The organism is Enterobacter genomosp. O, assembly GCF_001022965.1.
GTDB lineage: Bacteria > Pseudomonadota > Gammaproteobacteria > Enterobacterales > Enterobacteriaceae > Enterobacter > Enterobacter cloacae_L.
Map to the genome: position 1 here is coordinate 695,828 of NZ_LECZ01000025.1, position 22,737 is coordinate 718,564.

General features: G+C 56.4%; 22 protein-coding genes. 5 read left to right on the top strand and 17 right to left on the bottom strand.

Annotated elements, in window-relative coordinates:
- Window positions 1-36: 36 nt before the first annotated feature.
- From proY to phoB, 4 genes are all read right to left on the bottom strand, one after another.
- Window positions 37-1,410, bottom strand: a complete 1,374-nt coding sequence (gene proY, locus ABR39_RS13215; RefSeq protein WP_047347301.1) for a proline-specific permease ProY — start codon at window positions 1,408-1,410, stop codon at window positions 37-39.
- Window positions 1,411-1,490: 80 nt separating this feature from the next.
- The gene (gene brnQ / locus ABR39_RS13220) at window positions 1,491-2,810 is read right to left on the bottom strand and encodes a branched-chain amino acid transporter carrier protein BrnQ (protein ID WP_047347302.1); all 1,320 of its coding nucleotides are present in this window, start codon (window positions 2,808-2,810) and stop codon (window positions 1,491-1,493) included.
- Between the two features lie 409 nt (window positions 2,811-3,219).
- The gene (gene phoR / locus ABR39_RS13225) at window positions 3,220-4,515 is read right to left on the bottom strand and encodes a phosphate regulon sensor histidine kinase PhoR (RefSeq protein ID WP_047347303.1); all 1,296 of its coding nucleotides are present in this window, start codon (window positions 4,513-4,515) and stop codon (window positions 3,220-3,222) included.
- Window positions 4,516-4,536: 21 nt separating this feature from the next.
- Window positions 4,537-5,226 (bottom strand): phosphate response regulator transcription factor PhoB, encoded by a 690-nt coding sequence (gene phoB, locus ABR39_RS13230; protein ID WP_008503265.1) that lies wholly within the window; start codon window positions 5,224-5,226, stop codon window positions 4,537-4,539.
- 187 nt (window positions 5,227-5,413) lie between these two features.
- Here phoB and sbcD point away from each other — a divergent pair, with 187 nt between their 5' ends.
- Complete coding sequence (gene sbcD, locus ABR39_RS13235) at window positions 5,414-6,619, top strand: exonuclease subunit SbcD (RefSeq protein ID WP_047347304.1); 1,206 nt, start codon at window positions 5,414-5,416, stop codon at window positions 6,617-6,619.
- Window positions 6,616-9,747: an exonuclease subunit SbcC gene (sbcC, locus tag ABR39_RS13240; protein ID WP_047347305.1), complete on the top strand. Its 3,132-nt coding sequence runs from the start codon at window positions 6,616-6,618 to the stop codon at window positions 9,745-9,747. The genes sbcD and sbcC overlap by 4 nt, the downstream gene beginning before the upstream one ends.
- A 184-nt stretch (window positions 9,748-9,931) precedes the next feature.
- Here the strand turns inward: sbcC and mak are convergent, their stop codons facing one another.
- Window positions 9,932-10,837, bottom strand: a complete 906-nt coding sequence (gene mak, locus ABR39_RS13245; protein ID WP_047347306.1) for a fructokinase — start codon at window positions 10,835-10,837, stop codon at window positions 9,932-9,934.
- Window positions 10,838-10,960: 123 nt separating this feature from the next.
- On the opposite strand from mak, the gene rdgC reads away from it, so the two are divergent.
- Window positions 10,961-11,875 (top strand): recombination-associated protein RdgC, encoded by a 915-nt coding sequence (gene rdgC, locus ABR39_RS13250; RefSeq protein ID WP_023310540.1) that lies wholly within the window; start codon window positions 10,961-10,963, stop codon window positions 11,873-11,875.
- A gap of 46 nt (window positions 11,876-11,921) precedes the next feature.
- Here the strand turns inward: rdgC and ppnP are convergent, their stop codons facing one another.
- The 5 genes from ppnP to ABR39_RS13275 all read right to left on the bottom strand — a co-directional run bounded on the left by ppnP (window position 11,922) and on the right by ABR39_RS13275 (window position 14,559).
- Window positions 11,922-12,209 (bottom strand): pyrimidine/purine nucleoside phosphorylase, encoded by a 288-nt coding sequence (gene ppnP, locus ABR39_RS13255; RefSeq protein WP_008503270.1) that lies wholly within the window; start codon window positions 12,207-12,209, stop codon window positions 11,922-11,924.
- A 71-nt stretch (window positions 12,210-12,280) separates the two neighbouring features.
- Window positions 12,281-12,958, bottom strand: a complete 678-nt coding sequence (locus ABR39_RS13260) for an AroM family protein (RefSeq protein ID WP_047347307.1) — start codon at window positions 12,956-12,958, stop codon at window positions 12,281-12,283.
- A gap of 237 nt (window positions 12,959-13,195) precedes the next feature.
- Window positions 13,196-13,387 (bottom strand): protein YaiA, encoded by a 192-nt coding sequence (yaiA, locus tag ABR39_RS13265; RefSeq protein ID WP_032638425.1) that lies wholly within the window; start codon window positions 13,385-13,387, stop codon window positions 13,196-13,198.
- Between the two features lie 44 nt (window positions 13,388-13,431).
- Window positions 13,432-13,956: a shikimate kinase AroL gene (aroL, locus tag ABR39_RS13270; RefSeq protein WP_047347308.1), complete on the bottom strand. Its 525-nt coding sequence runs from the start codon at window positions 13,954-13,956 to the stop codon at window positions 13,432-13,434.
- 144 nt (window positions 13,957-14,100) lie between these two features.
- Window positions 14,101-14,559: a YaiI/YqxD family protein gene (locus ABR39_RS13275; RefSeq protein ID WP_047347309.1), complete on the bottom strand. Its 459-nt coding sequence runs from the start codon at window positions 14,557-14,559 to the stop codon at window positions 14,101-14,103.
- 97 nt (window positions 14,560-14,656) lie between these two features.
- On the opposite strand from ABR39_RS13275, the gene proC reads away from it, so the two are divergent.
- Window positions 14,657-15,466: a pyrroline-5-carboxylate reductase gene (gene proC, locus ABR39_RS13280; RefSeq protein ID WP_047347310.1), complete on the top strand. Its 810-nt coding sequence runs from the start codon at window positions 14,657-14,659 to the stop codon at window positions 15,464-15,466.
- 16 nt (window positions 15,467-15,482) lie between these two features.
- Here proC and adrA read toward each other — a convergent pair whose 3' ends face one another.
- From adrA to ABR39_RS13310, 6 genes are all read right to left on the bottom strand, one after another.
- Window positions 15,483-16,586, bottom strand: a complete 1,104-nt coding sequence (adrA, locus tag ABR39_RS13285; protein ID WP_047347311.1) for a diguanylate cyclase AdrA — start codon at window positions 16,584-16,586, stop codon at window positions 15,483-15,485.
- Between the two features lie 102 nt (window positions 16,587-16,688).
- Window positions 16,689-17,009, bottom strand: a complete 321-nt coding sequence (gene psiF, locus ABR39_RS13290; RefSeq protein ID WP_047347312.1) for a phosphate starvation-inducible protein PsiF — start codon at window positions 17,007-17,009, stop codon at window positions 16,689-16,691.
- An 89-nt stretch (window positions 17,010-17,098) separates the two neighbouring features.
- Window positions 17,099-18,514: an alkaline phosphatase gene (gene phoA, locus ABR39_RS13295; RefSeq protein WP_047347313.1), complete on the bottom strand. Its 1,416-nt coding sequence runs from the start codon at window positions 18,512-18,514 to the stop codon at window positions 17,099-17,101.
- A 99-nt stretch (window positions 18,515-18,613) separates the two neighbouring features.
- Complete coding sequence (iraP, locus tag ABR39_RS13300; RefSeq protein WP_024906786.1) at window positions 18,614-18,874, bottom strand: anti-adapter protein IraP; 261 nt, start codon at window positions 18,872-18,874, stop codon at window positions 18,614-18,616.
- Between the two features lie 209 nt (window positions 18,875-19,083).
- Window positions 19,084-20,298 (bottom strand): multidrug efflux MFS transporter, encoded by a 1,215-nt coding sequence (locus ABR39_RS13305; RefSeq protein WP_047347314.1) that lies wholly within the window; start codon window positions 20,296-20,298, stop codon window positions 19,084-19,086.
- Between the two features lie 168 nt (window positions 20,299-20,466).
- The gene (locus tag ABR39_RS13310) at window positions 20,467-21,150 is read right to left on the bottom strand and encodes an extensin family protein (protein ID WP_047347315.1); all 684 of its coding nucleotides are present in this window, start codon (window positions 21,148-21,150) and stop codon (window positions 20,467-20,469) included.
- A 103-nt stretch (window positions 21,151-21,253) separates the two neighbouring features.
- Between ABR39_RS13310 and ddlA the strand changes: the two genes are divergently transcribed.
- Window positions 21,254-22,354 (top strand): D-alanine--D-alanine ligase, encoded by a 1,101-nt coding sequence (ddlA, locus tag ABR39_RS13315; RefSeq protein WP_047347316.1) that lies wholly within the window; start codon window positions 21,254-21,256, stop codon window positions 22,352-22,354.
- Here the strand turns inward: ddlA and ABR39_RS13320 are convergent.
- Window positions 22,351-22,587 carry a DUF2754 domain-containing protein gene (locus tag ABR39_RS13320; protein ID WP_047347317.1) on the bottom strand — a complete coding sequence of 79 codons (237 nt, stop codon included), beginning with the start codon at window positions 22,585-22,587 and terminating at the stop codon, window positions 22,351-22,353. The two genes, ddlA and ABR39_RS13320, sit on opposite strands and share 4 nt — an antisense overlap.
- Window positions 22,588-22,737 lie beyond the last annotated feature (150 nt).

Below are 22,737 nucleotides of genomic sequence, written 5' to 3' on the forward strand. Positions count from 1 at the left end.
AAATACCCTCTCCCATGGGGAGAGGGGAAAAGGATATTACTGTACTTCCGCCAGCTGACGATCTCGGCGGCATTTAAACATCCAGCCCACCAGCAGCAGCACGATCCACGCACAGCCCACGTACAGGGAAATACGGGTATCCGGGTGATAGCCAATCAGGCCAATGATGAACACCAGGAAGATCAGCCCGACGACGGTCGTTGCGACGCCGCCCGGAACTTTGAACTTCAGCGCTTTCGCCTCTTCCGGCGACAGGCGACGGCGGAAGGCAATCTGCGACAGCAGGATCATGATCCACACCCAGACGGTTGCGAAGGTCGCCAGGGACGCAATAACCAGGAAGACATTCTCCGGCATGATGTAGTTCAGGTAAACCGAGAACAGCAGCGCAACGGTCATGACCACGACGGTCACCCACGGCGTGCCGCGACGCGACGTTTTGGCAAACACCTTCGGCGCACTGCCCTGCTCCGCCATGCCGTGCAGCATGCGGCCCACGCCAAAGACGTCACTGTTGATTGCCGAGAGCGACGCGGTGAGCACCACAAAGTTCAGAATACTGGCCGCAAACGCAATCCCCATATGCTGGAAGGTCAGCACAAACGGGCTACCGTTGGTACCCACCTGGTTCCACGGGTAGATGGACATAATCACGAACAGCGTACCCACGTAGAACACCAGAATACGCATCGGCACGGAGTTGATGGCGCGCGGAATGGATTTCTCCGGATCTTTCGCTTCACCGGCAGTAATACCGATAATTTCGATGCCGCCGTAGGCGAACATGACCATCTGTAGCGACATGACCATCCCGAGCCAGCCGTTGCTGAAGAAGCCCCCGTTGCTCCAGAGGTTATGGATGCCGGTCGGCTGCCCGCCGTTGCCAATGCCCCAGATGATGATGCCGAAACCGGCCACAATCATGATGATAATGGTGGCGACCTTGAAGAAGGAGAACCAGAACTCCAGCTCGCCGAACACCTTCACGCTCATCAGGTTGACGGCGCAAATGATCAGCACCACGCTCAGGACCCAAATCCAGTGCGGCACCGCCGGGAACCAGACGCCCATGTAGATGCCAAACGCCGTCACGTCGGCGATCGCCACAATCAGGATTTCAAAGCAGTAGGTCCAGCCGGTGATAAACCCGGCCAGCGGGCCAAGGTTTTCCTGCGCGTAGCGGGAAAACGAGCTGGCGGACGGGTTGTGAACAGACATTTCACCGAGGGCGCGCATGATGATATACGCCGCCACGCCGCCGATTATGTAGGCCAGCAGAACGCTGGGACCGGCCATTTTAATGGCATCTGCCGAGCCATAAAAAAGACCAGTACCGATAGCAGAGCCCAGCGCCATAAAGCGGATGTGGCGCGTGCTCAGTCCACGTTTAAGTTTGTTAGTGCTTTCCATTTAAATCTTGCCATTCAACACGAAAAAACAAAAAACCACGGGGCCTTAAGCCCCGTGGTTAAACAGTTTGTTGCCGTTGATTAATGGGCGTTCGATGCGACCTGACGCCCTGCGGCACGGTCCCAGATAATCGCCAGAACCAGTGCAACAACGGTAGGCATCAGCCAGGCCAGACCCTGCTCGGACAGCGGCAGACGCTGTGTCCATGCAGGCAGTATTCCTGCGAATGCTGATGCTTTAATGCCGTCAAGGATACCAAAAATCAGGCTGATAAACATGGCTGGCGCAATAATTCGTGAGGAGTTGTTCCACCACGGGCGAGTAAAGCTCAGCACCACCAGCACGATACACGGCGGATAAATCGCCGTCAGCACCGGAATAGAGACCTGAATCAGGTGGCTCAACCCGAGGTTAGACACCGCCATGGAGAAGATACCGAGGATAAACACCAGGGTGCGGTAAGAGAGCGGCAGATACTGCGCAAAGAACTCTGCACAGGCGCAGGTCAGGCCAACCGCGGTTACCAGGCACGCCAGGAAGATGAGCGCCGCCAGCAGCATACTGCCCGCACCACCGAAAGTGTGCTGAACGTAGGCGTGGAGGATAGCCGCACCGTTCGCGTTCTGGTCAACCAGCATGGCGCTATCGGAGCCCAGGCGGAACAGCGCCAGATACAGCAGCGTCAGACCCACACCGGCCATCAGGCCAGCCCAGATGGTATAGCGGGTCAGCAGGCGCGCTTCGGTCACACCGCGAGAACGCGCGGCGTTAACGATAACGATACCAAACACCATGGCGCCCAGCGTATCCATCGTCAGATAGCCGTTCACAAAGCCGTTAGAGAACGCGGCGTTTTTATAGGCGTCCATCGCGTCGCTAATCGGGCCGGCAGGCCAGACAATGGCGGCCACCGCCAGGACGATCAGCGCCACAATTTTCAGCGGAGCCAGGAAGTTGCCCACGGTATCCAGCAGCTTGCCCGGATAGAGGGAAACCAGAATCACAATCGCGAAATAAATCAGGCTGTAGATAAACAGCGGCATCGCGCCGTCACCGGTCAGGGGAGCAATACCCACTTCGAAGGACACGGTCGCCGTTCGCGGGGTTGCGAACAGCGGGCCAACGGCCAGATAGCAGACGGTTGCCAGCAGAACACCCGCCACTTTGCCAATTGGGGTGCTGAGGCTATCCACGCCGCCGCCGACTTTCGCCAGCGCGACGACGGTCAGTACCGGTAGACCCACGGCAGTAATCAGGAAACCAAACGCGGCGGTCCAGACGTGTTCACCCGCCTGTAAGCCAACCATTGGAGGAAAAATGATGTTGCCTGCGCCAACGAACAGCGCAAATGTCATAAAGCCCAGCGCGATGATGTCACGCGATTTTAAGTGATGGGTCATAAAACCTTACTGCCTGTGGATGTGGTGTTGAAAACATTGAGATTTCCGGTTCCCCTGACGGGACGATACAGCCGAAAATTTGCTCAATTTCAGCGGGAAATGCTCCCGTCCTGGCGTGGAGAAGAATAGTTTTTCGATTTACCACGCAAATACAGTCGGTCTGACAGTATCTGGGGGGCAATTTAAACGCTTATAACGTTTAAAGGCAAGGAGGGATCGTAAAACCAGAACAATATGCCATCATGAAAATACACACTAGCACAATACGCTATTTATAAGAAAAACCCATGGCTAATCATGCGAACAAAAAACAGCCAGCCGTATAAAATTCATCCGCGTTTCGCTTGACTGCAAAGCAAACGGGCCAGCGATGGCTGACCCGTGGAAAGGTAAAATGACACACCTGCTATCAGGCGATCTTTTTGGCAATTAATCGTTCCGGGATAACGAAGCTGAAGCGGGTTCCTTTACCCAGCGTACTCTGGATTTCGAGACGGCTTTCATGGTGATTCACCGCGTGCTTAACAATTGCCAGCCCCAGGCCGCTTCCCCCTGTCTGCCGCGATCGCGCTTTATCCACGCGGTAGAAGCGCTCGGTCAGACGCGGAATATGCTCCGGGGCGATACCCGGCCCGTTGTCCTCCACGCTAAACTCGGCTCCCGCTGGGGTGTGGTGCCAGCGCACCAGGATTTCCGTCCCTTCCGGCGTATGATTCACCGCGTTATACACCAGGTTGGAAATGGCGCTGCGCAGTTCATCTTCACTGCCCAGCACCTTCAGCGCGCTGTCGACCTCAAAGGTCAGGTGGTGCTTTTTGTGGCTTAACGTCTGCGCTTCACGCTCCACGACCCGCAGCATCATCGGCACATCAATGGTGTCATTCAGCGCAAGCGTGGGTGCCGCTTCAATCTTCGAGAGCGTCAGCAGCTGCTTCACCAGGCCTTCCATACGGTGCGTTTGCTCGCGCATGGTGTGCAGCGCTTTTTCACGCGGCGCCCCTTCAAGCGTTTGCTCCTGCATCATCTCCAGGTAGCCCTGAAGCACGGTCAACGGGGTTCGTAATTCGTGGCTAACGTTCGCGAAGAAGTTGCGGCGCGCCCCTTCCAGCTGGTGCATCTGGGTAACATCGCGCGCCACCATCAGCCACTGCTTATCGCTGTAGGGCATCACGCGGATTTCCAGATGGCGACCGTTGTTGAGCTTCAAATTGTGCGGGCGGGTAAAATCACGCTTTTTCAGGTACAGCGTGAACTCGGGATAACGCAGAAGGTTGAGGATATTCTGGCCATTATCGTCCGGCCAGCGCAGGCCCAGCAGTTGTTGCGCCAGGCCGTTACACCAGAAGATGGTCCCTTCTTCAGTGGTCAGAATGACCGCATCCGGCAGCGATTCCGCACCGCTGCGAAAACGCTTAATCAGGCTTCCCAGCTCGCGGCGGCGCTTCTTATTCCGCATCTGCATCTGATGCAGACCGTACAGCAGCGGCTCCCAGCTGCCGCTTCCCGGCGGCGGCGTCATGCTTCGGTCAACCCACAGCCACCAGGAGAGGCGCAGCAGGTTCCAGAAGTGCCAGATCAGCAGTCCGGTGACCGACGCCAGCAGAAACCACGGCAGATGTCCAAGAAAGGCCCCCAGAATGAAGGCCGGAATACAGCATAAGATCAGTTCAAAGACGAGCCTTTTCCATGACAGACGTTCCAGCACGCGTCACACTCCTGTCATTGTTCAGAAACGGGTAGAAAAACGATAACCCGTGCCGCGGACCGTCTGCACCATGCGATCGTGGCCGCTCAGTTCCAGCGCTTTTCGCAGGCGGCGGATATGGACGTCAACCGTCCGGTCTTCGACATACACGTTAGTTCCCCAGACGTTATTCAGCAACTGCTCGCGGCTGTAAACGCGTTCCGGGTGTGTCATAAAGAAGTGCAGAAGCTTAAATTCGGTAGGCCCCATATCGAGGGGATTTTCACCGGTCATCACGCGGTGTGAGGTGGGGTCAAGGCTGAGTCCCTGCATCTCTATTACCTCTTCCACCGCCATCGGTGAAATACGGCGCATCACGGCTTTAATGCGGGCCACCAGCTCTTTTGGGGAGAACGGTTTGGTAATGTAATCATCCGCGCCGGTCTCTAGACCGCGCACGCGATCCTCTTCTTCACCGCGCGCCGTGAGCATCACCACCGGTATGTCGCGGGTTAGCGCTTCACGCTTCAGGTGTTTGATAAACTGCAGTCCGGAGCCGCCGGGCAACATCCAGTCCAGCAGAATCAGATCGGGCCAGGGTTCATTTAGCTGGTTCACTGCGCTGTCATAATCTTCCGCTTCAACCGGCTGGAAGCCATTTTGCTCGAGCACGAAGCACACCATTTCACGAATTGGAGCTTCATCTTCTACGACCAGAATACGTCTCGCCATACTTTGCCCTGTCTTATCTTATTTAAGTTACAAGTTTGTAATTCGGCGCCATTATGCGTCAGATTTATGACAGATTTATGAAAAACAGTACCACGATAACGGGCAAACCGTTGTTTTATTACAGCGGTTATTTTCCCGTCTCTGAAGGTTTATAATCCCGCTTTCTCTTTTTTGCCACGGATCAGCTATGCGCATACTTCACACCTCGGACTGGCATCTGGGTCAAAATTTTTACAGCAAAAGCCGTGCGGCTGAACATGAAGCGTTCCTGGGCTGGCTGCTGGAAACGGCCCGGACGCACGAGGTGGACGCGATAATTGTGGCGGGTGACATCTTTGATACCGGCTCTCCCCCAAGCTACGCGCGTGAACTGTATAACCGATTCGTGGTGAATCTCCAGCAAACCGGCTGTCATCTGGTGATTGTCGCCGGCAACCATGATTCCGTCGCGACGCTCAATGAATCTCGCGACATCCTGGCATTTCTCAATACCACCGTCGTCGCCAGCGCCGGGCACGCCCCGCAGATCCTGAAAAAACGCGACGGTACGCCGGGCGCGGTGCTGTGCCCGATACCGTTTTTACGTCCGCGGGACATCGTGCAAAGCCAGGCGGGGCTGTCGGGGGCGGAAAAGCAGCAACATCTGCTGCAGGCCATCACCGACTATTATCATCAGCAGCACGCCGAAGCCTGCGCCCTGCGCGGCGAACAGCCGATTCCGGTGATTGCGACCGGGCACCTCACCACCGTCGGGGCCAGTAAAAGCGACGCCGTACGTGACATCTATATCGGCACGCTGGACGCCTTTCCAGCGCAAAACTTCCCGCCAGCCGACTACATCGCGCTCGGGCATATCCACCGCGCGCAGGTTATCGGCGGCTGCGAGCACATCCGCTACTGCGGATCGCCCCTTTCGCTCAGCTTTGATGAAACGGGCAAAGCCAAGTCCGTGCATCTGGTGAGCTTCTCCGACGGAAAACTTCACGCCGTCGAGACGCTGGAGGTGCCGGTCACCCAGCCGCTGGCGGTGCTGAAAGGCGATCTTGACGCCATTACCGCCCAGCTTGAGCAGTGGCGCGGCGCGGCGCTTAACCCTCCCGTCTGGCTGGATATCGAAATCACCACCGATGACTACCTGCACGATATGCAGCGAAAAATCCAGGCGCTGACCGAAGACTTGCCGGTTGAGGTGTTGCTGGTGCGCCGCAGCCGCGAGCAGCGCGAGAAAATTCTGCTCAGCGCCCGGCGCGAAACCCTCAGCGAGCTGAGGGTAGAAGAGGTGTTTGAACGCAGGCTCTCGCAGGAGGAGATAGACGACGCGAAGCGCGCAAGGCTTAGCGAGCTGTTCACCCATACCCTGCATGCGCTCAATGATGAGGACGAAAACGCATGAAAATTTTGAGCCTGCGCCTGAAAAACCTTAACTCCCTCAAGGGCGAGTGGAAAATTGACTTTACCGCAGAGCCCTTTGCCAGCAACGGGCTGTTTGCCATAACCGGCGCGACCGGAGCAGGTAAAACCACCCTGCTCGACGCCATCTGCCTGGCGCTTTATCACGAAACCCCTCGCCTGCAGAAGGTCTCTCAGGCGCAAAACGATCTGATGACGCGCGACACCGCCGAGTGTCTGGCAGAAGTGGAGTTCGAGGTGAAAGGCACGGCCTATCGCGCCTTCTGGAGCCAGAACCGGGCGCGCAATCAGCCGGACGGAAACCTGCAGGCACCGCGCGTGGAGCTGGCGCGCTGCGAAGATGGCAAAATCCTGGCCGACAAAGTGACGGATAAGCTGGAGCAAACCGCCGCGCTCACCGGGCTGGACTATGGCCGTTTTACCCGCTCCATGCTGCTCTCTCAGGGGCAATTTGCCGCCTTCCTCAATGCCAAACCGAGCGATCGCGCAGAACTGCTGGAAGAGCTGACCGGCACCGAGATCTACGGCCAGATTTCCGCCATGGTATTTGAGAAACATAAAGCAGCCCGCAGTATGCTTGAAAAGTGCGAGGCACAGGCAGCGGGCGTCGTGCTGCTGAGCGAAGAGCAACAGCAGCAGTTACAGCAAAGTTTGCAGGCACTTACTGACGAAGAGAAAACCCTGCTGGTACAGCAGCAAAGCCAACAGAGAGATTTTCAGTGGCTTACGCGCCATGATGAGCTTTTACGCGAGCAACAGCGCGTCGCCGCGATGCAGCAGCAGGCGCAGCAGGCGCTGACGGACGCAGCGCCTGAGCTGGCAAAACTCCAGCTTGCCCAGCCCGCCGCCCAGCTTCGGCCGCTTTGGGAGCATCAGCAGGAGCAAACCGCGCGCCTGACGCAAACGCAGCAGCGAATTGTCGAAGTAAATACTCGCTTACAAGCTAAAACCGCGCTGCGCGCACGGATCCGCACCACCGCCCTGCGTAACCACGAGCAGCTACAGACCGAACTGACGGCGCTGGCGCAGTGGCTGGCGGAGCACGAGCGTTATCGCCTGCTGGGCCAGGAAATTGCCGGCTGGCGCGCGCAGTTCTCGCAGCTTAACCGCGATAAAACGCAGTTAGCCTCGCTTGCTGCGCGGATGCGTGAATTACGCAACAAGCTGGCTGAGATGCCGGAAAATGCGCTGACGCTGACGGTGGATGAGGTCAGCGCGGCACTGGAGCAGCAGTCCCGGTCACGCACGCTGCGCCAGCGGCTAACGTCGCTACACGCCCGCTATCAGCCGCTGCAAAAGCGCCTGCTTCAGAACTCGGAAAGTCTGCAAAAAGCGCAGGCGGAACAGGGTAAGCTCAATGAAACGCTGGCGCTGCGCCGCCAGCAGTACAAAGAGAAAAACCAGCACTATCTGGACCTGAAAGCCCTGTGCGAAACCGAAGCGACAATCAAAAAGCTGGAACATTATCGTTCGCAGCTTGAAGCGGGCAAACCCTGCCCACTGTGCGGCGCAAGCGAACATCCCGCCGTGGAGACATACCAGTCGCTTGAGCTGACGGAAAACCAGCGCCGCCGCGATGCCCTGGAAAAAGAGGTCGCCTCACTCAAAGAGGAAGGCCTGCTGGTGCTGGGGCAGGTTAATGCCCTGACGCAGCAGATCCAGCGTGAGGCAGACGAAGCGCAGACCCTGGCTCAGGAAGAGCAAGCGCTCACTAAAGAGTGGCAGGAAGTCTGCGCGTCCCTAAATATCGCATTGAATATTCAGGAAGATATCGCTCCATGGATGAACGAGCAGGAACGCTACGAGCACCAGCTTTATCAGCTCAGCCAGCGTCTGACCCTGCAAAACCAGCTTAACGAGCAGGAGGTGCAGGAACGACAGTATCAGCAGCAGCTGGCCACCACGCGCCAGGCGCTGGAACACACCCTGCTCTCGCTATCGCTTAACGTACCTGAAGACGGCAACGAAGCCGCCTGGCTGCACGCCCGTGAAGCCGAGTTCGCACAGTGGCAGGAGAAACAAACGCAGCACGGCGTGCTTCTGGAACGTATGAACGCATTGAAGCCGTTGCTCGACGCGCTTCCGGCCACGAACGTTGAAGAAGCCGAACCGGCTATTCCTGACGACTGGCGCGCCATCCACGACGAATGCGTGTCGCTGCAAAGCCAGCTTACCGCGCAGCAGCAGCAGGAAGCGCTGGAGCAGGAGCGCCTGCAGCAGTCGCAAACGCAATTCACCGCGGCGCTCTCAGCCAGCTGTTTTGCCGACCGGGACGCGTTCCTTGCCGCGCTGCTGGACGATGAAATCATCCGCCACCTCGAACAGCTGAAACAGTCGCTGGAAAACCAGCTGCAGCAGGCCGCGACGCTGTGCGGGCAAGCTCAACAACAGCTGCAGTCTCACCTGGCACTGCAACCGGAAGCGCTCGACGCCGACGCTCCCACCCTGCAAATCCAGCTGCAGCAGCTGGCGCAGCGGCTTCGTGAGAACACCACCCATCAGGGCGAGATCCGTCAGCAGCTTAAGCAGGACAGCGATAACCGGCAGCACCAGCTGGCGCTAATGCAGCAAATTGAAGAGGCCGCTCGTCTGGCTGACGACTGGGGGTACCTGAACGCGCTTATCGGCTCCAGCACCGGCGACAAATTCCGCAAGTTCGCTCAGGGATTGACGCTGGACAATCTTGTCTGGCTCGCCAACCAGCAGCTTACCCGCCTGCACGGGCGCTATCTGCTACAGCGTAAGGCCAGCGACGCGCTGGAGCTGGAAGTGGTCGATACCTGGCAGGCGGATGCGGTTCGCGACACCCGCACGCTCTCCGGCGGCGAGAGCTTCCTGGTCAGCCTGGCGCTGGCGCTGGCGCTTTCCGATCTGGTGAGTCACAAAACGCGGATCGATTCGCTGTTCCTGGATGAAGGGTTCGGCACGCTCGACAGCGAAACGCTGGATACCGCGCTGGATGCGCTCGACGCGCTGAACGCCACCGGGAAAACCATCGGCGTGATCAGCCACGTTGAGGCGATGAAGGAGCGCATTCCGGTGCAGATCAAAGTGAAGAAAATTAACGGGCTGGGGTACAGCAGGCTGGACAGGGAGTTTGCGGTGCAGTAAAGGGGGCTGTTTTACGGTGCGGTCTGGTGCCCTCACCTTAGCCCTCTCCCACAGGGAGAGGGTAAAAACACCAAAAACAGCAGCTTACGTTGCTGTTTTGCTTTTACCTTGCCTCACCCTGACCCTCTCCCACGGGGAGAGGGAACAAACACTAAAAACAGCAACGTGCGTTGCTGTTTTGCTTTTATTCCGGCCACAGCCACGCCGCGCCGCGCACGCCGCTGGAGTCACCGTGGACGGCTTTACGGATTGGGGTTTCACACTCGCCGCCAAACACCCACTGTTTCACCAGGTTCGGCACCGTGGCGTACAGCCGGTCAACGTTGCTCATGCCGCCGCCTAGCACAATCACGTCCGGATCGAGAATATTCACCACGTGCGCCAGAGACTTCGCCAGACGCATTTCGTAGCGGCTCAGGGCCAGCTCGGCCACCGGATCCTGTTCTTCGACCAGCCGCATGATCTCGTTGCCCTTGAGCGGCTGGCCGCTCAGACGGTGGTAATCGGTCGCAAAACCGGTGCCGGAGATAAACGTCTCTATACAGCCTTGTTTACCGCAGTAGCACGGAACGTCGGTGCGGTATTTAAGTTCGTCTTCATCCATCCACGGCAGTGGGTTATGTCCCCACTCGCCCGCGGTGCCGTTACCGCCGATATGGGCGCGCCCGCCGAACGCCACGCCCGCGCCGCAGCCGGTGCCGATAATAACGGCAAACACGGTCTGGGCGCCGGCTGCCGCGCCGTCGATGGCCTCTGAGACCGCCAGGCAGTTGGCGTCGTTGGCCAGACGGACTTCCCGGTTCAGGCGCGCGCTTAAATCTTTATCAAAAGGCTGGCCGTTGAGCCAGGTCGAGTTGGCGTTTTTAACCACCCCGGTATACGGCGAGATCGACCCCGGGATCCCCATCCCAACGCTGCCGGTTTGTCCTGTCGCCTGCTCTGCCATCTCGACCAGCCTGGCAATCGTCTCGATAGTCTGGTGATAATCATCGCGCGGCGTAGGCAGACGGTGGCGGAACAGCTGTTCCCCCTGCTCGCTCAGCGCGATGACTTCTGTTTTGGTGCCGCCCAAATCAATCCCAATACGCACAAGACTCTCCTCATTATTTTGATTATCAACAGAGTAGAAGCACGCTTCCCGATTAGCAATGCAAGCGATGCGACAATTCGTTATCATGCCCGCTGATTTAACGACAAGGCCGTGGAAATTATCATGCTGTGGTTCAAAAATTTGATGGTTTACCGTCTCAGCCGCGACGTTTCGCTGCGTGCAGAAGAGATGGAAAAACAGTTAGCCGCTTATACCTTTTCCCCTTGCGGTAGCCAGGATATGGCAAAAACCGGTTGGGTTCCGCCAATGGGTTCTCAAAGCGATGCACTGACCCACGCCAGCAGCACGGGTCAAATCATCGTCTGCGCCCGTAAAGAAGAGAAAATACTGCCTACGCCGGTGGTTAAGCAGGCGCTCGAAGCGAAAATTTTCAAGCTGGAAGCCGAGCAGGGCCGCAAGCTGAAAAAAACCGAAAAAGATTCGCTGAAAGACGAGGTTCTGCATTCACTGCTGCCGCGCGCCTTCAGCCGCTTCAGCCAGACCATGATGTGGATCGATACCGTTAACGGACTGATCATGGTGGACTGCGCCAGCGCTAAAAAAGCGGAAGATACGCTGGCCCTGCTGCGTAAAAGTATCGGCTCTTTACCGGTCGTTCCGCTGGCGCTGGAAACACCAATTGAGCTAACGCTGACCGAGTGGGTACGCAGCGGCGCTGCGGCACAGGGTTTCCAGATCCTTGATGAAGCTGAACTGAAAGCGTTGCTGGAAGACGGCGGCGTGATCCGCGCGAAAAAACAGGATCTGGTGAGCGATGAGATCGCGGTACACATTGAAGCGGGCAAAGTGGTCACTAAACTGGCGCTCGACTGGCAACAGCGCATTCAGTTCGTGATGTGCGACGACGGCTCCGTGAAGCGTCTGAAGTTCTGCGACGAGCTGCGCGATCAGAACGAGGATATCGACAGGGAAGATTACGCTCAGCGCTTTGACGCGGACTTCATCCTGATGACTGGCGAGCTGGCCGCGCTGATTCAGAACCTGGTGGAAGGTCTCGGCGGCGAAGCGCAGAGATAATCTCCCCTCACCCTAACCCTCTCCCCAATGGGGAGAGGGAAAAAAATCATTTCAGGTAGCGACACAGATACGAGGTCGGTTCAGCAACCTGCAAATGGAACTCGCTGTGGCCAGGGACGTTGAAAACTTGTCCGGCGGCGTAAACTTTCCATTCCGTTTCACCCGGCAGCAACACGTTCAGCGCGCCGCTCACCACCGTCATTTCTTCGGCTTCCGCCGTGCCGAAGGTGTATTCCCCTTCAGCCATTACGCCAACGCTGGCGCGGCCAGTGCTGCTGCTGGTAAAACCAATGGATTTCACTTTACCGGAAAAGTATTCGTTACTCTGAAGCATGAACTGGCCCTTATATTTTTAGATAAAAATTCACTATAGGGGCCATGCTCATCACCTGTCACGCAAAATCATTACATCAGAAGCTCCGAGGCCAGGCGCGCCATCAGAACGTTGGATAACAGTACGGGCACATCCAGCGCCTTTTGCAGCAAATCACGATGGTGCTGGTGGAAACCCAGACAGTCCAGGATCAACACATCAGCCCCTCTCTCCAGCAGCTCCTTCCCTGCGGCAATGAGTTTGGCCTCACTGTCCCAGAACGGATTTGCCAGCGCGTACAAGGGGACTTTTTCGAGCACCTGCCATTTCGCCTCCTGGTTGTCCATGAGCTCCTCGATAGGAACAATCACCCCCACCTGATGGCCATCGACGATGGAGGCCACCAGCGGCGGAATGATCCGCATCGGCTCCAGCAAAATCGCATTGCGCGCCATGAGCCCCTTAATGGGCGCGGTGCTCATCAGCAAAATAACGTCATAACCTTGATTATCGAGTACTTCTATCACGCCCTGCAGCGAGCGCTCGATTTTCTGGCGTGATACATGCGCCAGTTTACCGTCGCTTAATAACGTCGCCAGGGGATCCTCCCCCGCCTCTACAGCGTAGTCTTCCATGACCTCTTCCCGACTCATCTTCCCCAGCAGGCTGAGGTGCGTTATCTGTTGTTCAGATACATGCTCGGTTAAGAGCGGTAACACTTCGCTTACAGGGACCACACCAATGGTGAGGATCGCCAACGTTGCCTTCATCTTTATCGCCTTCCATTACTCCAACATCGTGCACACAGGTACAGGCTCACTACGCTGCACAGTTCATTTTTTCAACAAAACAGCACCAAGCGTAGCAGGCGATCCCGACATCGAAATGTAAAGATCGCCTGCCGATACCGGAGTTACTTGTAATAACTAAATATTAACTCCGGCTTAACTTTCTCGGTGAGTAAAAAGTGTGATTCAGGCACGATATTGGAGCGTTTAGGAAAACTGTCAGGTTTTATCGGGATCTTCGTAGCGCCGTTTCGCATCCAGCGCTTCCTGTTCAGTCTCGTGTTCACTGATCAGCGAGTCCGGTTTTGGGTGATCGGCACGCAGTTGATACCAGGTCACGGTGTGACCCGTCTGGCCTTTTTCAACGGTAACAATGCGCGCTTCACGCGGATAGGGAGGTCTGGTTGGCATAGCTCATCCTTTTTTTATGTCTGAGCTATAAGTATAGACGCCGGTTAGCTTGCACAAGCCAAACGCAGGGCGGTAATAATCTGAATCACAACATCTTCGGGAGACGCCGATGCATCCACCACGTGGTGAGCCGCTTCGCGGTATAACGCATCGCGTTCGGCCAGCACTTCACTCACCTCTTCGCTGAGCGGCCTGGAGGTCAGCGCGGGACGTTGCCCCTCTTCAGGAAACGCTTCCAGACGCCCGACCAGCGCCGACACCGGCGCGCTGAGATATATCACAATCCCTTTTTCGCGCATAAAGTGACGATTACATTCCGCCAGAACTATGCCTCCGCCGGTCGCAATCACCGCTGATGGCGTAGTGACCGCTTTCAGCGCGGCCGTTTCGCGTGCGCGAAAGCTCTCCCACCCTTCCTGCTCAACAATGTCGGCGATGGTTTTTCCGGCCTCGGTTTGCAGCCAGTGGTCGGTGTCAACAAACTGGCGATGACACACGCGTGCCAGCTCCAGGCCAACGGTGGTTTTCCCACAGCCGCGGGGGCCAACTAAAAAGATGGGTTGGGTCATAGCCAGGTGTTCCCCTTGATGCCGGATGGCTGAAGAGTGTAAAGAAATAATTGCAGAAGATGTTGCGATTACTTTACTGCAAAGCGGTACGGGATGACAACCCTGTGGAGGCCACACTGTACCACAAATTGACAATAATTATCATTACGCAGTGCGGCGCTTCACTTCCAGCAGCCATTTATCCAGCTCGGCAGCGAACTGCTGACGGTCGCGCTGGGACAGGCTGTCCGGTCCACCGGTCTGCACGCCGCTGGCCCGCATCGTATCCATAAAATCGCGCATGGTGAGCTTCTCACGAATGGTCGAAGGCGAGTAACGTTCACCGCGCGGGTTGAGCGCCGCTGCCCCTTTCTCCAGCACTTCAGCAGCCAGCGGAATATCCGCCGTGATCACCAGATCTTCCGCACTACACAGGCGCACAATTTCGTTATCCGCCACGTCGAATCCGGCCGGAACGCGCAAAGAACGGATGAACCGCGAAGGCGGTACGCGAATATTCTGGTTCGCCACCAGCGTCATCGGCATCTGGACGCGCTCGGCGGCACGAAACAAAATCTCTTTAATCACATTCGGACACGCGTCCGCATCAACCCAAATCGCCATATTGTCTCCCCATAATGAGTCTGCCGACTATTGTCGCCTGCATTTCGTTGTTAAGCTATCAATCAGAGAAAACAACGCACAATGACGGAGAATCGTGATGGACAAGAAAATCGGGTTTATCGGCTGCGGTAACATGGGCAAAGCCATCCTGGGCGGTCTGATCGCCAGCGGGCAGGTGCTGCCGGGTCAGATTTGGGTCTATACCCCGTCACCGGACAAGGTCGCCGCGCTGCGCGATCAATACGGGATCAACGCCGCCGAAAGCGCGCAGGAAGTGGCCCAGGTTGCCGATATCGTTTTTGGTGCCGTCAAGCCAAACATCATGATCAAAGTCCTGAGCGATATCACCTCCAGCCTGAACAAAGAGACGCTGGTCGTGTCGATTGCCGCTGGCGTCACGCTCGATCAGCTGGCCCGCGCGCTGGGTCACGACCGTAAAATCGTCCGCGCGATGCCTAATACCCCCTCGCTGGTCAACGCCGGCATGACCTCCGTGACGCCTAACGCGCTGGTGACCTCAGAAGAAGTGGCCGATGTGCTGAACATTTTCCGCTGCTTCGGTGAGGCGGAAGTGATTGCCGAATCGATGATTCATCCGGTGGTCGGCGTGAGTGGTTCTGCGCCTGCGTATGTCTTCATGTTTTTAGAAGCGATGGCCGACGCCGCCGTGCTTGGCGGTATGCCGCGTGCGCAGGCGTATAAGTTCGCCGCGCAGGCCGTCATGGGCTCCGCCAAAATGGTGCTGGAAACCGGCAAACACCCTGGTGAACTGAAAGATATGGTCTGCTCTCCGGGCGGTACCACCATCGAAGCGGTGCGGGTGCTGGAAGAGCGCGGGTTCCGCTCGGCGGTCATTGAAGCGATGACAAAATGCATGGAAAAATCAGAGAAGCTGAGTAAATCCTGATCGTCTCAGCCGGGCGTCAGGCGGCCACTTCGGTGCGGCTGCGCCCGGCATTTTTCGCCCTGTACAGCGCCACGTCAGCCGCCTTCAGCCATTCCCGATAATGCCCAAACTGCGGCCCCCAGGGGGCAACGCCCACGCTTATGCGCAGCGCTTCTTTTGGCGCGCACGGTAAAGACAGTTTCTCCAACCGCTCGTGCACCCGTGACATCACGGCGATGGCGCTTTCCGCCGAGGTCTGAGACATAATCACCGCAAACTCATCCCCGCCAAACCGGCCGATAGCATCGCCTGAACGCACCGACATCTGGAGCTGGCGCGTAATGGCAATAATGGCCTCGTCGCCCACATCGTGCCCCCAGGTATCGTTGATGTTCTTAAAGTGGTCGATATCAATCAGCAGTATCGTTGCGGTGATGTGGCTGCGTCGGCAATTCTCAAATTCATTTCGCAGCAGCATTTCCCAGTGCCGGCGATTAAAGACCCCGGTCATTCCATCGCGGGTGCTCATCATTTCCAGCCGCCGTTTATGTTCCGCAAGCCTGACGGCCGTTCGGTGGCTGAGCCAGGCAAAGAGCATGGGATAAAGCACGAACACGGGAAGCGTGAAGCCCCACTCCACGGGAGCGGGGCTGAAGACAGCCACCCTGCCGAAGAACGGCAACGTCACCAGCCCGGAGAGCAGGGTCAACGTTATCCCCGGGATAAACAGGCGGCAGCCGCCGGAGCCCATCATATTCATCCCCACCATCATCAGCAGCGCTGCGGTAGGTAACGCATTCATTCCCATCACGCCGATCCAGAGCCCGGCAATAATGGCATCGATCTTAAGATTGAAGATTTCCTGCTGATGAGGCGACGTGGCGCGGCAGGATAACTGCCAGGCAAAATGTGGCCAGATGAACGACCACCCCACCAGTAAAAGCCACCAGCCGCCGGGTAAAAAATGGGTGACCAGCATTCCGGCGATGGGAAAAAACATTGCCGCCAGCCCGGCAGCGCGTGCCAGCCGAACTCGCCGGGCAAACTGAATGCCGGCGCGGTGAGGATCATCCTGAGAAAGGGTTAAATTCCACTCTTCCCGAATGCGCTTTTTGTTGTAATAGGTTTCATCATTCATCATTTTTGGGAATATTCTGAAACATTTTCCCAAATTATAGAGAGGGGGTCTGCGGGGAAAGTATGAAATTTCGGGTGAGCCGCCGGAGCCACTCACCCGATAGGACTACACTTTTTTCTTCAGGCAGGCACTCATGAACTTGCTGCGGTCGTCCCCTTTCAGGGACTGCTCGGTTGCCTTCGCATTACACTCGCGCATTTTTTGCTGCTGCGGCGTCAGGCTTTTTTCAGCGGGTTTCGAGGCGCCATTTTTGAGACAGTCGCTCATGTAGGTCTTACGGGCGTCCCCCTTCAGACTCTGAGACGTGGCCTGTTGATTACACGTAGTCATACGCTGCTGTTGAGGCGTTAACGTTTTCTCTTCCGCGTTCGCCGATGCGACCATGAACAGGCCAGAGAGCAGAGTAACCAGTAATGTTGTTTTCATTGCACCATCCTTTTGTGAACATTCCCTGTAAGTCTGGTTCGTGACGGGAAAAAAACCACCCGGCAGATGTGATTTCCGCCGGGGTTTTATCATTTAAGACCCAGCGCCGCCTTCATGGTGTAGAACAGATCCGTTTGATCGGTCAGACCCACCACGTTTGCCGCATGCGGGCCGTAGGCTGCAATGCGCAGCTGGGTGCCCGTGTGCTCCATGGACTCTTCTTCAGAGTTGCCATAGCTCATCACCATGACGGCGCCATCTTTGGTATTCAGCGCCTGCGTCAGGCCCGGTGCTTTGGTATCTGCCGGGATGATCTGGCTGGCGTGCGCATGATCCGCGGTGACGATCACCAGGGTGTTACCGTCTTTTTTCGCGAACGCGAGCGCCTTCTGCACCGCTTCGTCCAGATCGACCGTTTCACCAATCTGGCCGCACGGGTTGGCAGCATGATCCTGTTTATCGATCGACGCGCCCTCCACCTGCAGGAAGAACCCTTTTTCGCTCTTGCTCAGCAGAGAGATCGCTTTATCGGTCATCGCCGCCAGCGTCGGTACGCTGTCAGTGCGTTTTGGGTTAGGCGTACAGGTTACGGCAGGCTTATCGATATTGCCGTGATATGAGGCTTTTGGTCCTTCCCAGCGCACGGGCATGTTGCCGTCGGAGAACAGCCCCAGCAGCGGTTTGTCCTGGCTCGCCTCGGTTATTGCGGCCAGAGAAGTGGCATCACTCACCAGCTGATAGCCGCGAGCCTGCGCCTGCTCGCGCAGCGTTTTGCCCTGCCACTCGCCGGCCGTAGCGGTTTCCGCGAAGGTTTTCGCGCCGCCGCCCAGCGTCACGTCAGGGCGCGCGTTCAGCAGCTGTTCCGTAATCGATCCCTTGCCGCCTTTTTCCAGCGCGTTCGTTGGGCATTTTTCGCTGGTCACGGACGGGCCGTAGCATTTGCGTGAGGTTACGTGCGCCACCAGCGCCGCAGGCGTTGCGTCCTGAAGCTCAGCGGTAGAGACGTTGCCGGTCGCCAGCCCCGCCGCTTTTGCCATCTCGAGAAGGGTTTGATGATCTTTTTCGTGAATATCCACGCCCAGCGCGCCGTTATAGGTTTTCACGCCAGTGGACCACGCCGTGGCGGAGGCCGCTGAATCCGTTACGTAATCAGGTTTGCCGGTTTTTTTATCCAGCGCGTAATGGGTATATTGTCCGGTCAGCGGTAATGCGTCGATACCTTTAAAAAAGCCGCCCGCACCCTCAGCATAATTTCGCGCCGCCGTGATTTCGGAATCACCCATTCCATCGCCAATGAGCAGAATAATGTTTTTTGCTGGTTTCTCATTCAGCGAAGCGCGAATAGCAGCGGTTTGATCTTCCGACAATCTGCGTGCGCCGCCAGGCTCGGTGATATCCCCTTTTGCAGCACGATTATCCAGCACGCTGGTTTGGACTGTGTCCGCATAAATGGCCGGGGTAATTAAAAGGGGAAGTAATGCGATGAAAAGTGCGCTCTGTTTCAATTTATTTTCTCCATGTACAAATACATAAAAATAAAAACAGAGCGACTATAGGCATCCTGCATGACAATTCTATGACACGTCGTTACGTCCTGTGACGGTTTAGCTGCGCGGATGCCTTAACAGCTTCTTTACGTACTGATGGAGCATCTCCGCATCTTCAACCGGCACCTGCGATTCAGGCCTGACGCTGTCCAGCGCACCTTCCACGCTCTCAATCAACGCCTGTTGATCGGTTTTCGCCATCTGCCGCAGCAGCGCGGTAACCACAATTTCCAGCGCTTCGACCTGAGCGACCAGCTCTTTTGACTCTTCTTCCTTTTGTGCAAGCTTGACCAGCAATTCAGCAATCAGATTTTTCATCGTGCTATTTCCTTATCAGTTTTGTCTGAAGTTAGCATTCTGAATCCGTTATGCAAAGAGAAGAAATATATTATGGTATGCAAAAGTGATGCAGGAACGAAAATAAACGACTCACGCCGTCAGCGAAACGTTTTTCTATAAAAAAATGCCGCATTTTGTTATATAAAAATGCGGCTACTATAAGAATATATAATACATCAGCGAAACGATTATCTCCCTGATTTCGCCTCCGCCATTTGCCTGCGACGACGCAGCGCAATAGCCAGCTGGATAATATTGATTAAAACGACAATCGCCGTAGCAGCAAATACCCAACGAAAACCAGCCATTGCGGAAACGGAAGCGCCAATAAGCGGACCGGCAACATTCCCCAAATACATAAATGACTGGTTATATCCAAAAATACGCCCCGTCACCTGGTCGCTGGAATATTTAACCAGCAGGGTCTGTACCGCAGGCAACATTGCACCATCGGCAAAGCCGAGCAGAAAACGCAGTACGCCAAGCTGAAGCGGAGAGGTAACAAACGACATGGCGAAAAAGAGCACGACGGCAAAGATCAGCGTCGCCATCAGAATGCGCGCCGTGCCGATCCTGTCACCCAGTTTACCAAGACGCGGCGCGGAAATCAGCGCGGATACGCCCGGCACGGCGGCAATCATGCCGCTCAGAAAAGCGATATTATTACTCTCCGGCTCCATCGACTTAATAAATAACGCCAGAATCGGACCAACCGAACCGTTACAGAGCTGGATAACCATGGTGGTCACGAACAGGCTGATCATCAGCCCCGGATAAGGCAGCGAGGCGAAAACGGCCTTGCCGCTGAGGCGTTCAGATTTACTGATAACGGGCCTGCCTCCCTCTTTGATAAGAAAGAGCGTCACCAGAAAACTGACCACCAGCAGGATCGCGGTGATGATAAATACCGCGCGCAGCCCGACATGGTCCGCCAGAAAGCCTCCCAGCAGCGGGCCACCGATAACGCCGCTTATCTGCGCCGTGGAGAGCGTGCTTAGCGCCCAGCCGCTGCGCTCGCGCGGTACCTGAGAGGCAACCAGCGCCATGGCGTTGGGAATATACCCGGACGTCAGCCCCATCACCGCTCTCAGGAAAAAGAGCTGCCAGACGTTGGTGGCAAAGGCCTGCAGCAGAATGGCTATCGCCATCCCGAGCGAGGCGCGCAGCAGCATCAGCTTCCGGCCCTTCCGGTCGGCCAGGCTGCCCCACATCGGTGACACAATGGCGGAGACCAGAAACGTAACGCTGAACGTCAGACCGGACCACATGGAAAGCGCTTCATGCGAGGTCACACCCAGCTGTGAAACGTATAGCGGCAGGAACGGCAAGATCTGGCTGATGGCAAGCCCGGTAAAGAAGCAACCGAACCAGACCGAGATGAGATTAACTTTCCAGGATTCCATAAAGAAATAGTCTTCATTTTTAGGCGAATTCGCAGACAGATTAGCAAGTTACGCGTGTTGACGTCGCACCAGAGATGCGGCCTGAATGACTTTGGTGTTTTATCTTCCCAGTCATCATATTTGTGAAATAAGTCACAAATCATCCATTTTCTGGCGGAATATTATGCTTCAGCGGCAAAGTCCAAAACCGCGCATCCCCAGATGAAAGTGGTTGGCATGCGCCGCGTTATACTCTGGCCCCAGACCGTTCCCGTAGTAGCCACAGCTTGCCGCCAGCATTGCCTTTAGCCATGGCTGCGTGTTGGCCGCCTTCCAGCCTTTTAGCACCGTGACGCGTTCACCGTTCGTCAGCCGAAAGGCGGCGATATCCAGCGCCTCTGCCGTGGCATGTTCACTGCGTCGCGCATCAGGGCGGTGGTAAATATTGCGGCAGGCATAGCTGCCGAGGTGGTCGATACGCACCAGGTCACTGCCCATATAGCGTTTTGTCAGCGGCCGTGCCTGCTGGCTGATAAACAGCGCAGAGCTGAGCGCCAGCGAACAGCTGGCAAGAAAACTGCCGTTGAGGCTGACCGGGCCGAAGCTACGCACGCGCACGACATTGTTAAGCGGACACGCCCCGCCGCTGTCAGCCACCGGTTGGGTGCGGATAAGATCTCTTTGGTTAGCCTGGGATAACAGGCTGGCGCACGCCTCGGGGGTTAAACGCCGAAGCTTATACTGGGTGATTCGGCCAGGCGGGTCGTCAAGCGTCAGCGGGATAAAAGGGTTGTAGTCAGGCGGCAACCAGCGGTAACCCACCGTTGCGATGGCCACAATAATCAAAACGGTCAGCAGCGTTTTTCCTTTCACTCACCCCCCTCAACATTCCCCAAAATAGTATGGCAGAAGGTCGCGAAACCCGCCGGGCATCGTGGTATGTTATTGGCTTTTCGTCAGACTGGAAGAGAGTGAGATGGCTAAGCAGCGCGTAGGTATTGTCTTTGGGGGAAAATCAGCGGAGCACGAAGTTTCATTGCAATCGGCCAAAAATATCGTTGATGCGATCGATAAAAGCCGTTTCGACGTGGTGCTGCTGGGCATTGATAAACAGGGTCAGTGGCACGTTAACGATGCCAGCCAGTATCTGCTTAATGCTCACGATCCGGCACATATCGCCCTTAATCCATCGGAAATTAGCGTCGCGACCGTACCGGGCGTGGTGAAAGGACAGCTCATCGACGCCGGCAATGCACAGGCTCTCGCCCAGATTGACGTTGTCTTCCCTATCGTACATGGCACCCTGGGTGAAGATGGTTCCCTGCAGGGAATGCTGCGCATGGCCAACCTGCCGTTCGTCGGTTCGGACGTCCTCGGCTCCGCCGCCTGCATGGACAAAGACGTCACCAAGCGCCTGCTGCGCGATGCCGGACTGAATATTGCGCCGTTCGTCACCCTGACCCGCGCCAACCGCGACAAGCACGGCTTCGCGCAAATCAGCGAACAGCTGGGACTGCCGCTGTTTGTGAAGCCTGCAAACCAGGGTTCTTCCGTGGGCGTCAGCAAAGTGACAAGCGAAGCACAGTTCACCGAGGCCGTCCGCCTGGCGTTTGAGTTCGACCATAAGGTGGTGGTTGAGCAGGGTATCAAAGGCCGTGAAATTGAATGCGCCGTACTGGGCAACGATTTCCCACAGGCGAGCACCTGCGGCGAAGTGGTCTTAAACAGCGACTTCTACTCGTACGACACCAAATACATTGATGACAAAGGCGCTCAGGTTGTCGTTCCTGCGGATATCGATCCGGCAATCAACGATAAGATCCGGGCGATCGCCATTCGCGCCTATCAGACGCTCGGCTGCTGCGGCATGGCGCGGGTGGATGTGTTCCTGACGCCGGAAAACGACGTGGTGATCAATGAAATCAACACGCTGCCGGGGTTCACCAACATCAGCATGTATCCGAAACTGTGGCAGGCGAGCGGGCTGGGCTACTCAGAACTGATCACCCGGCTGATTGAACTGGCGCTGGAGCGTCACGCCGCCGACAGCGCGCTTAAAAGTTCCGTAAACGGTTAATCGGCTCTCTTCGCCGCTTCCGCCTCATCCGCTGTCGTCTCTTCAGGACGACGGCGGATAATCAAACCCGCCAGCCAGAAACTGATTACCCAGGTCACCAGCCCGACGGCATACGTTTGCCACCCTTTTGCTTCAAACCCCAGCAGGCCCACGACGCCGTTCAGAATAAAGATAAGCCCAATAGCAAAGGCGTAGTAGTGCCAGTCACGGCGTAGTTTGGACGTGAGCTTCATAACAACTCCGGCAGGAAAAAAAGACATCCTCTCACAGTTTTATGGCCAGGTCTGTGGCAGATACGGAAATTCTGAAACGCGACGCAATTTCACTTAAGTGATGAAATTGTGATGTGCTGCAGAATTCGACAATCCAGGAGGATTCCGGCG

Coding starts and splice junctions, on each gene's coding strand:
- rdgC (WP_023310540.1), top strand. CDS start 10,961: ATGCTGTGGTTCAAAAATTTGATGGTTTACCGTCTCAGCCGCGACGTT.
- brnQ (WP_047347302.1), bottom strand. CDS start 2,810: ATGACCCATCACTTAAAATCGCGTGACATCATCGCGCTGGGCTTTATG.
- ABR39_RS13275 (WP_047347309.1), bottom strand. CDS start 14,559: ATGGCGATTTGGGTTGATGCGGACGCGTGTCCGAATGTGATTAAAGAG.
- proY (WP_047347301.1), bottom strand. CDS start 1,410: ATGGAAAGCACTAACAAACTTAAACGTGGACTGAGCACGCGCCACATC.
- ABR39_RS13305 (WP_047347314.1), bottom strand. CDS start 20,298: ATGGAATCCTGGAAAGTTAATCTCATCTCGGTCTGGTTCGGTTGCTTC.
- ddlA (WP_047347316.1), top strand. CDS start 21,254: ATGGCTAAGCAGCGCGTAGGTATTGTCTTTGGGGGAAAATCAGCGGAG.
- proC (WP_047347310.1), top strand. CDS start 14,657: ATGGACAAGAAAATCGGGTTTATCGGCTGCGGTAACATGGGCAAAGCC.
- aroL (WP_047347308.1), bottom strand. CDS start 13,956: ATGACCCAACCCATCTTTTTAGTTGGCCCCCGCGGCTGTGGGAAAACC.
- adrA (WP_047347311.1), bottom strand. CDS start 16,586: ATGATGAATGATGAAACCTATTACAACAAAAAGCGCATTCGGGAAGAG.
- ABR39_RS13260 (WP_047347307.1), bottom strand. CDS start 12,958: ATGAAGGCAACGTTGGCGATCCTCACCATTGGTGTGGTCCCTGTAAGC.
- ABR39_RS13320 (WP_047347317.1), bottom strand. CDS start 22,587: ATGAAGCTCACGTCCAAACTACGCCGTGACTGGCACTACTACGCCTTT.
- ppnP (WP_008503270.1), bottom strand. CDS start 12,209: ATGCTTCAGAGTAACGAATACTTTTCCGGTAAAGTGAAATCCATTGGT.
- iraP (WP_024906786.1), bottom strand. CDS start 18,874: ATGAAAAATCTGATTGCTGAATTGCTGGTCAAGCTTGCACAAAAGGAA.
- sbcC (WP_047347305.1), top strand. CDS start 6,616: ATGAAAATTTTGAGCCTGCGCCTGAAAAACCTTAACTCCCTCAAGGGC.
- phoB (WP_008503265.1), bottom strand. CDS start 5,226: ATGGCGAGACGTATTCTGGTCGTAGAAGATGAAGCTCCAATTCGTGAA.
- yaiA (WP_032638425.1), bottom strand. CDS start 13,387: ATGCCAACCAGACCTCCCTATCCGCGTGAAGCGCGCATTGTTACCGTT.
- psiF (WP_047347312.1), bottom strand. CDS start 17,009: ATGAAAACAACATTACTGGTTACTCTGCTCTCTGGCCTGTTCATGGTC.
- sbcD (WP_047347304.1), top strand. CDS start 5,414: ATGCGCATACTTCACACCTCGGACTGGCATCTGGGTCAAAATTTTTAC.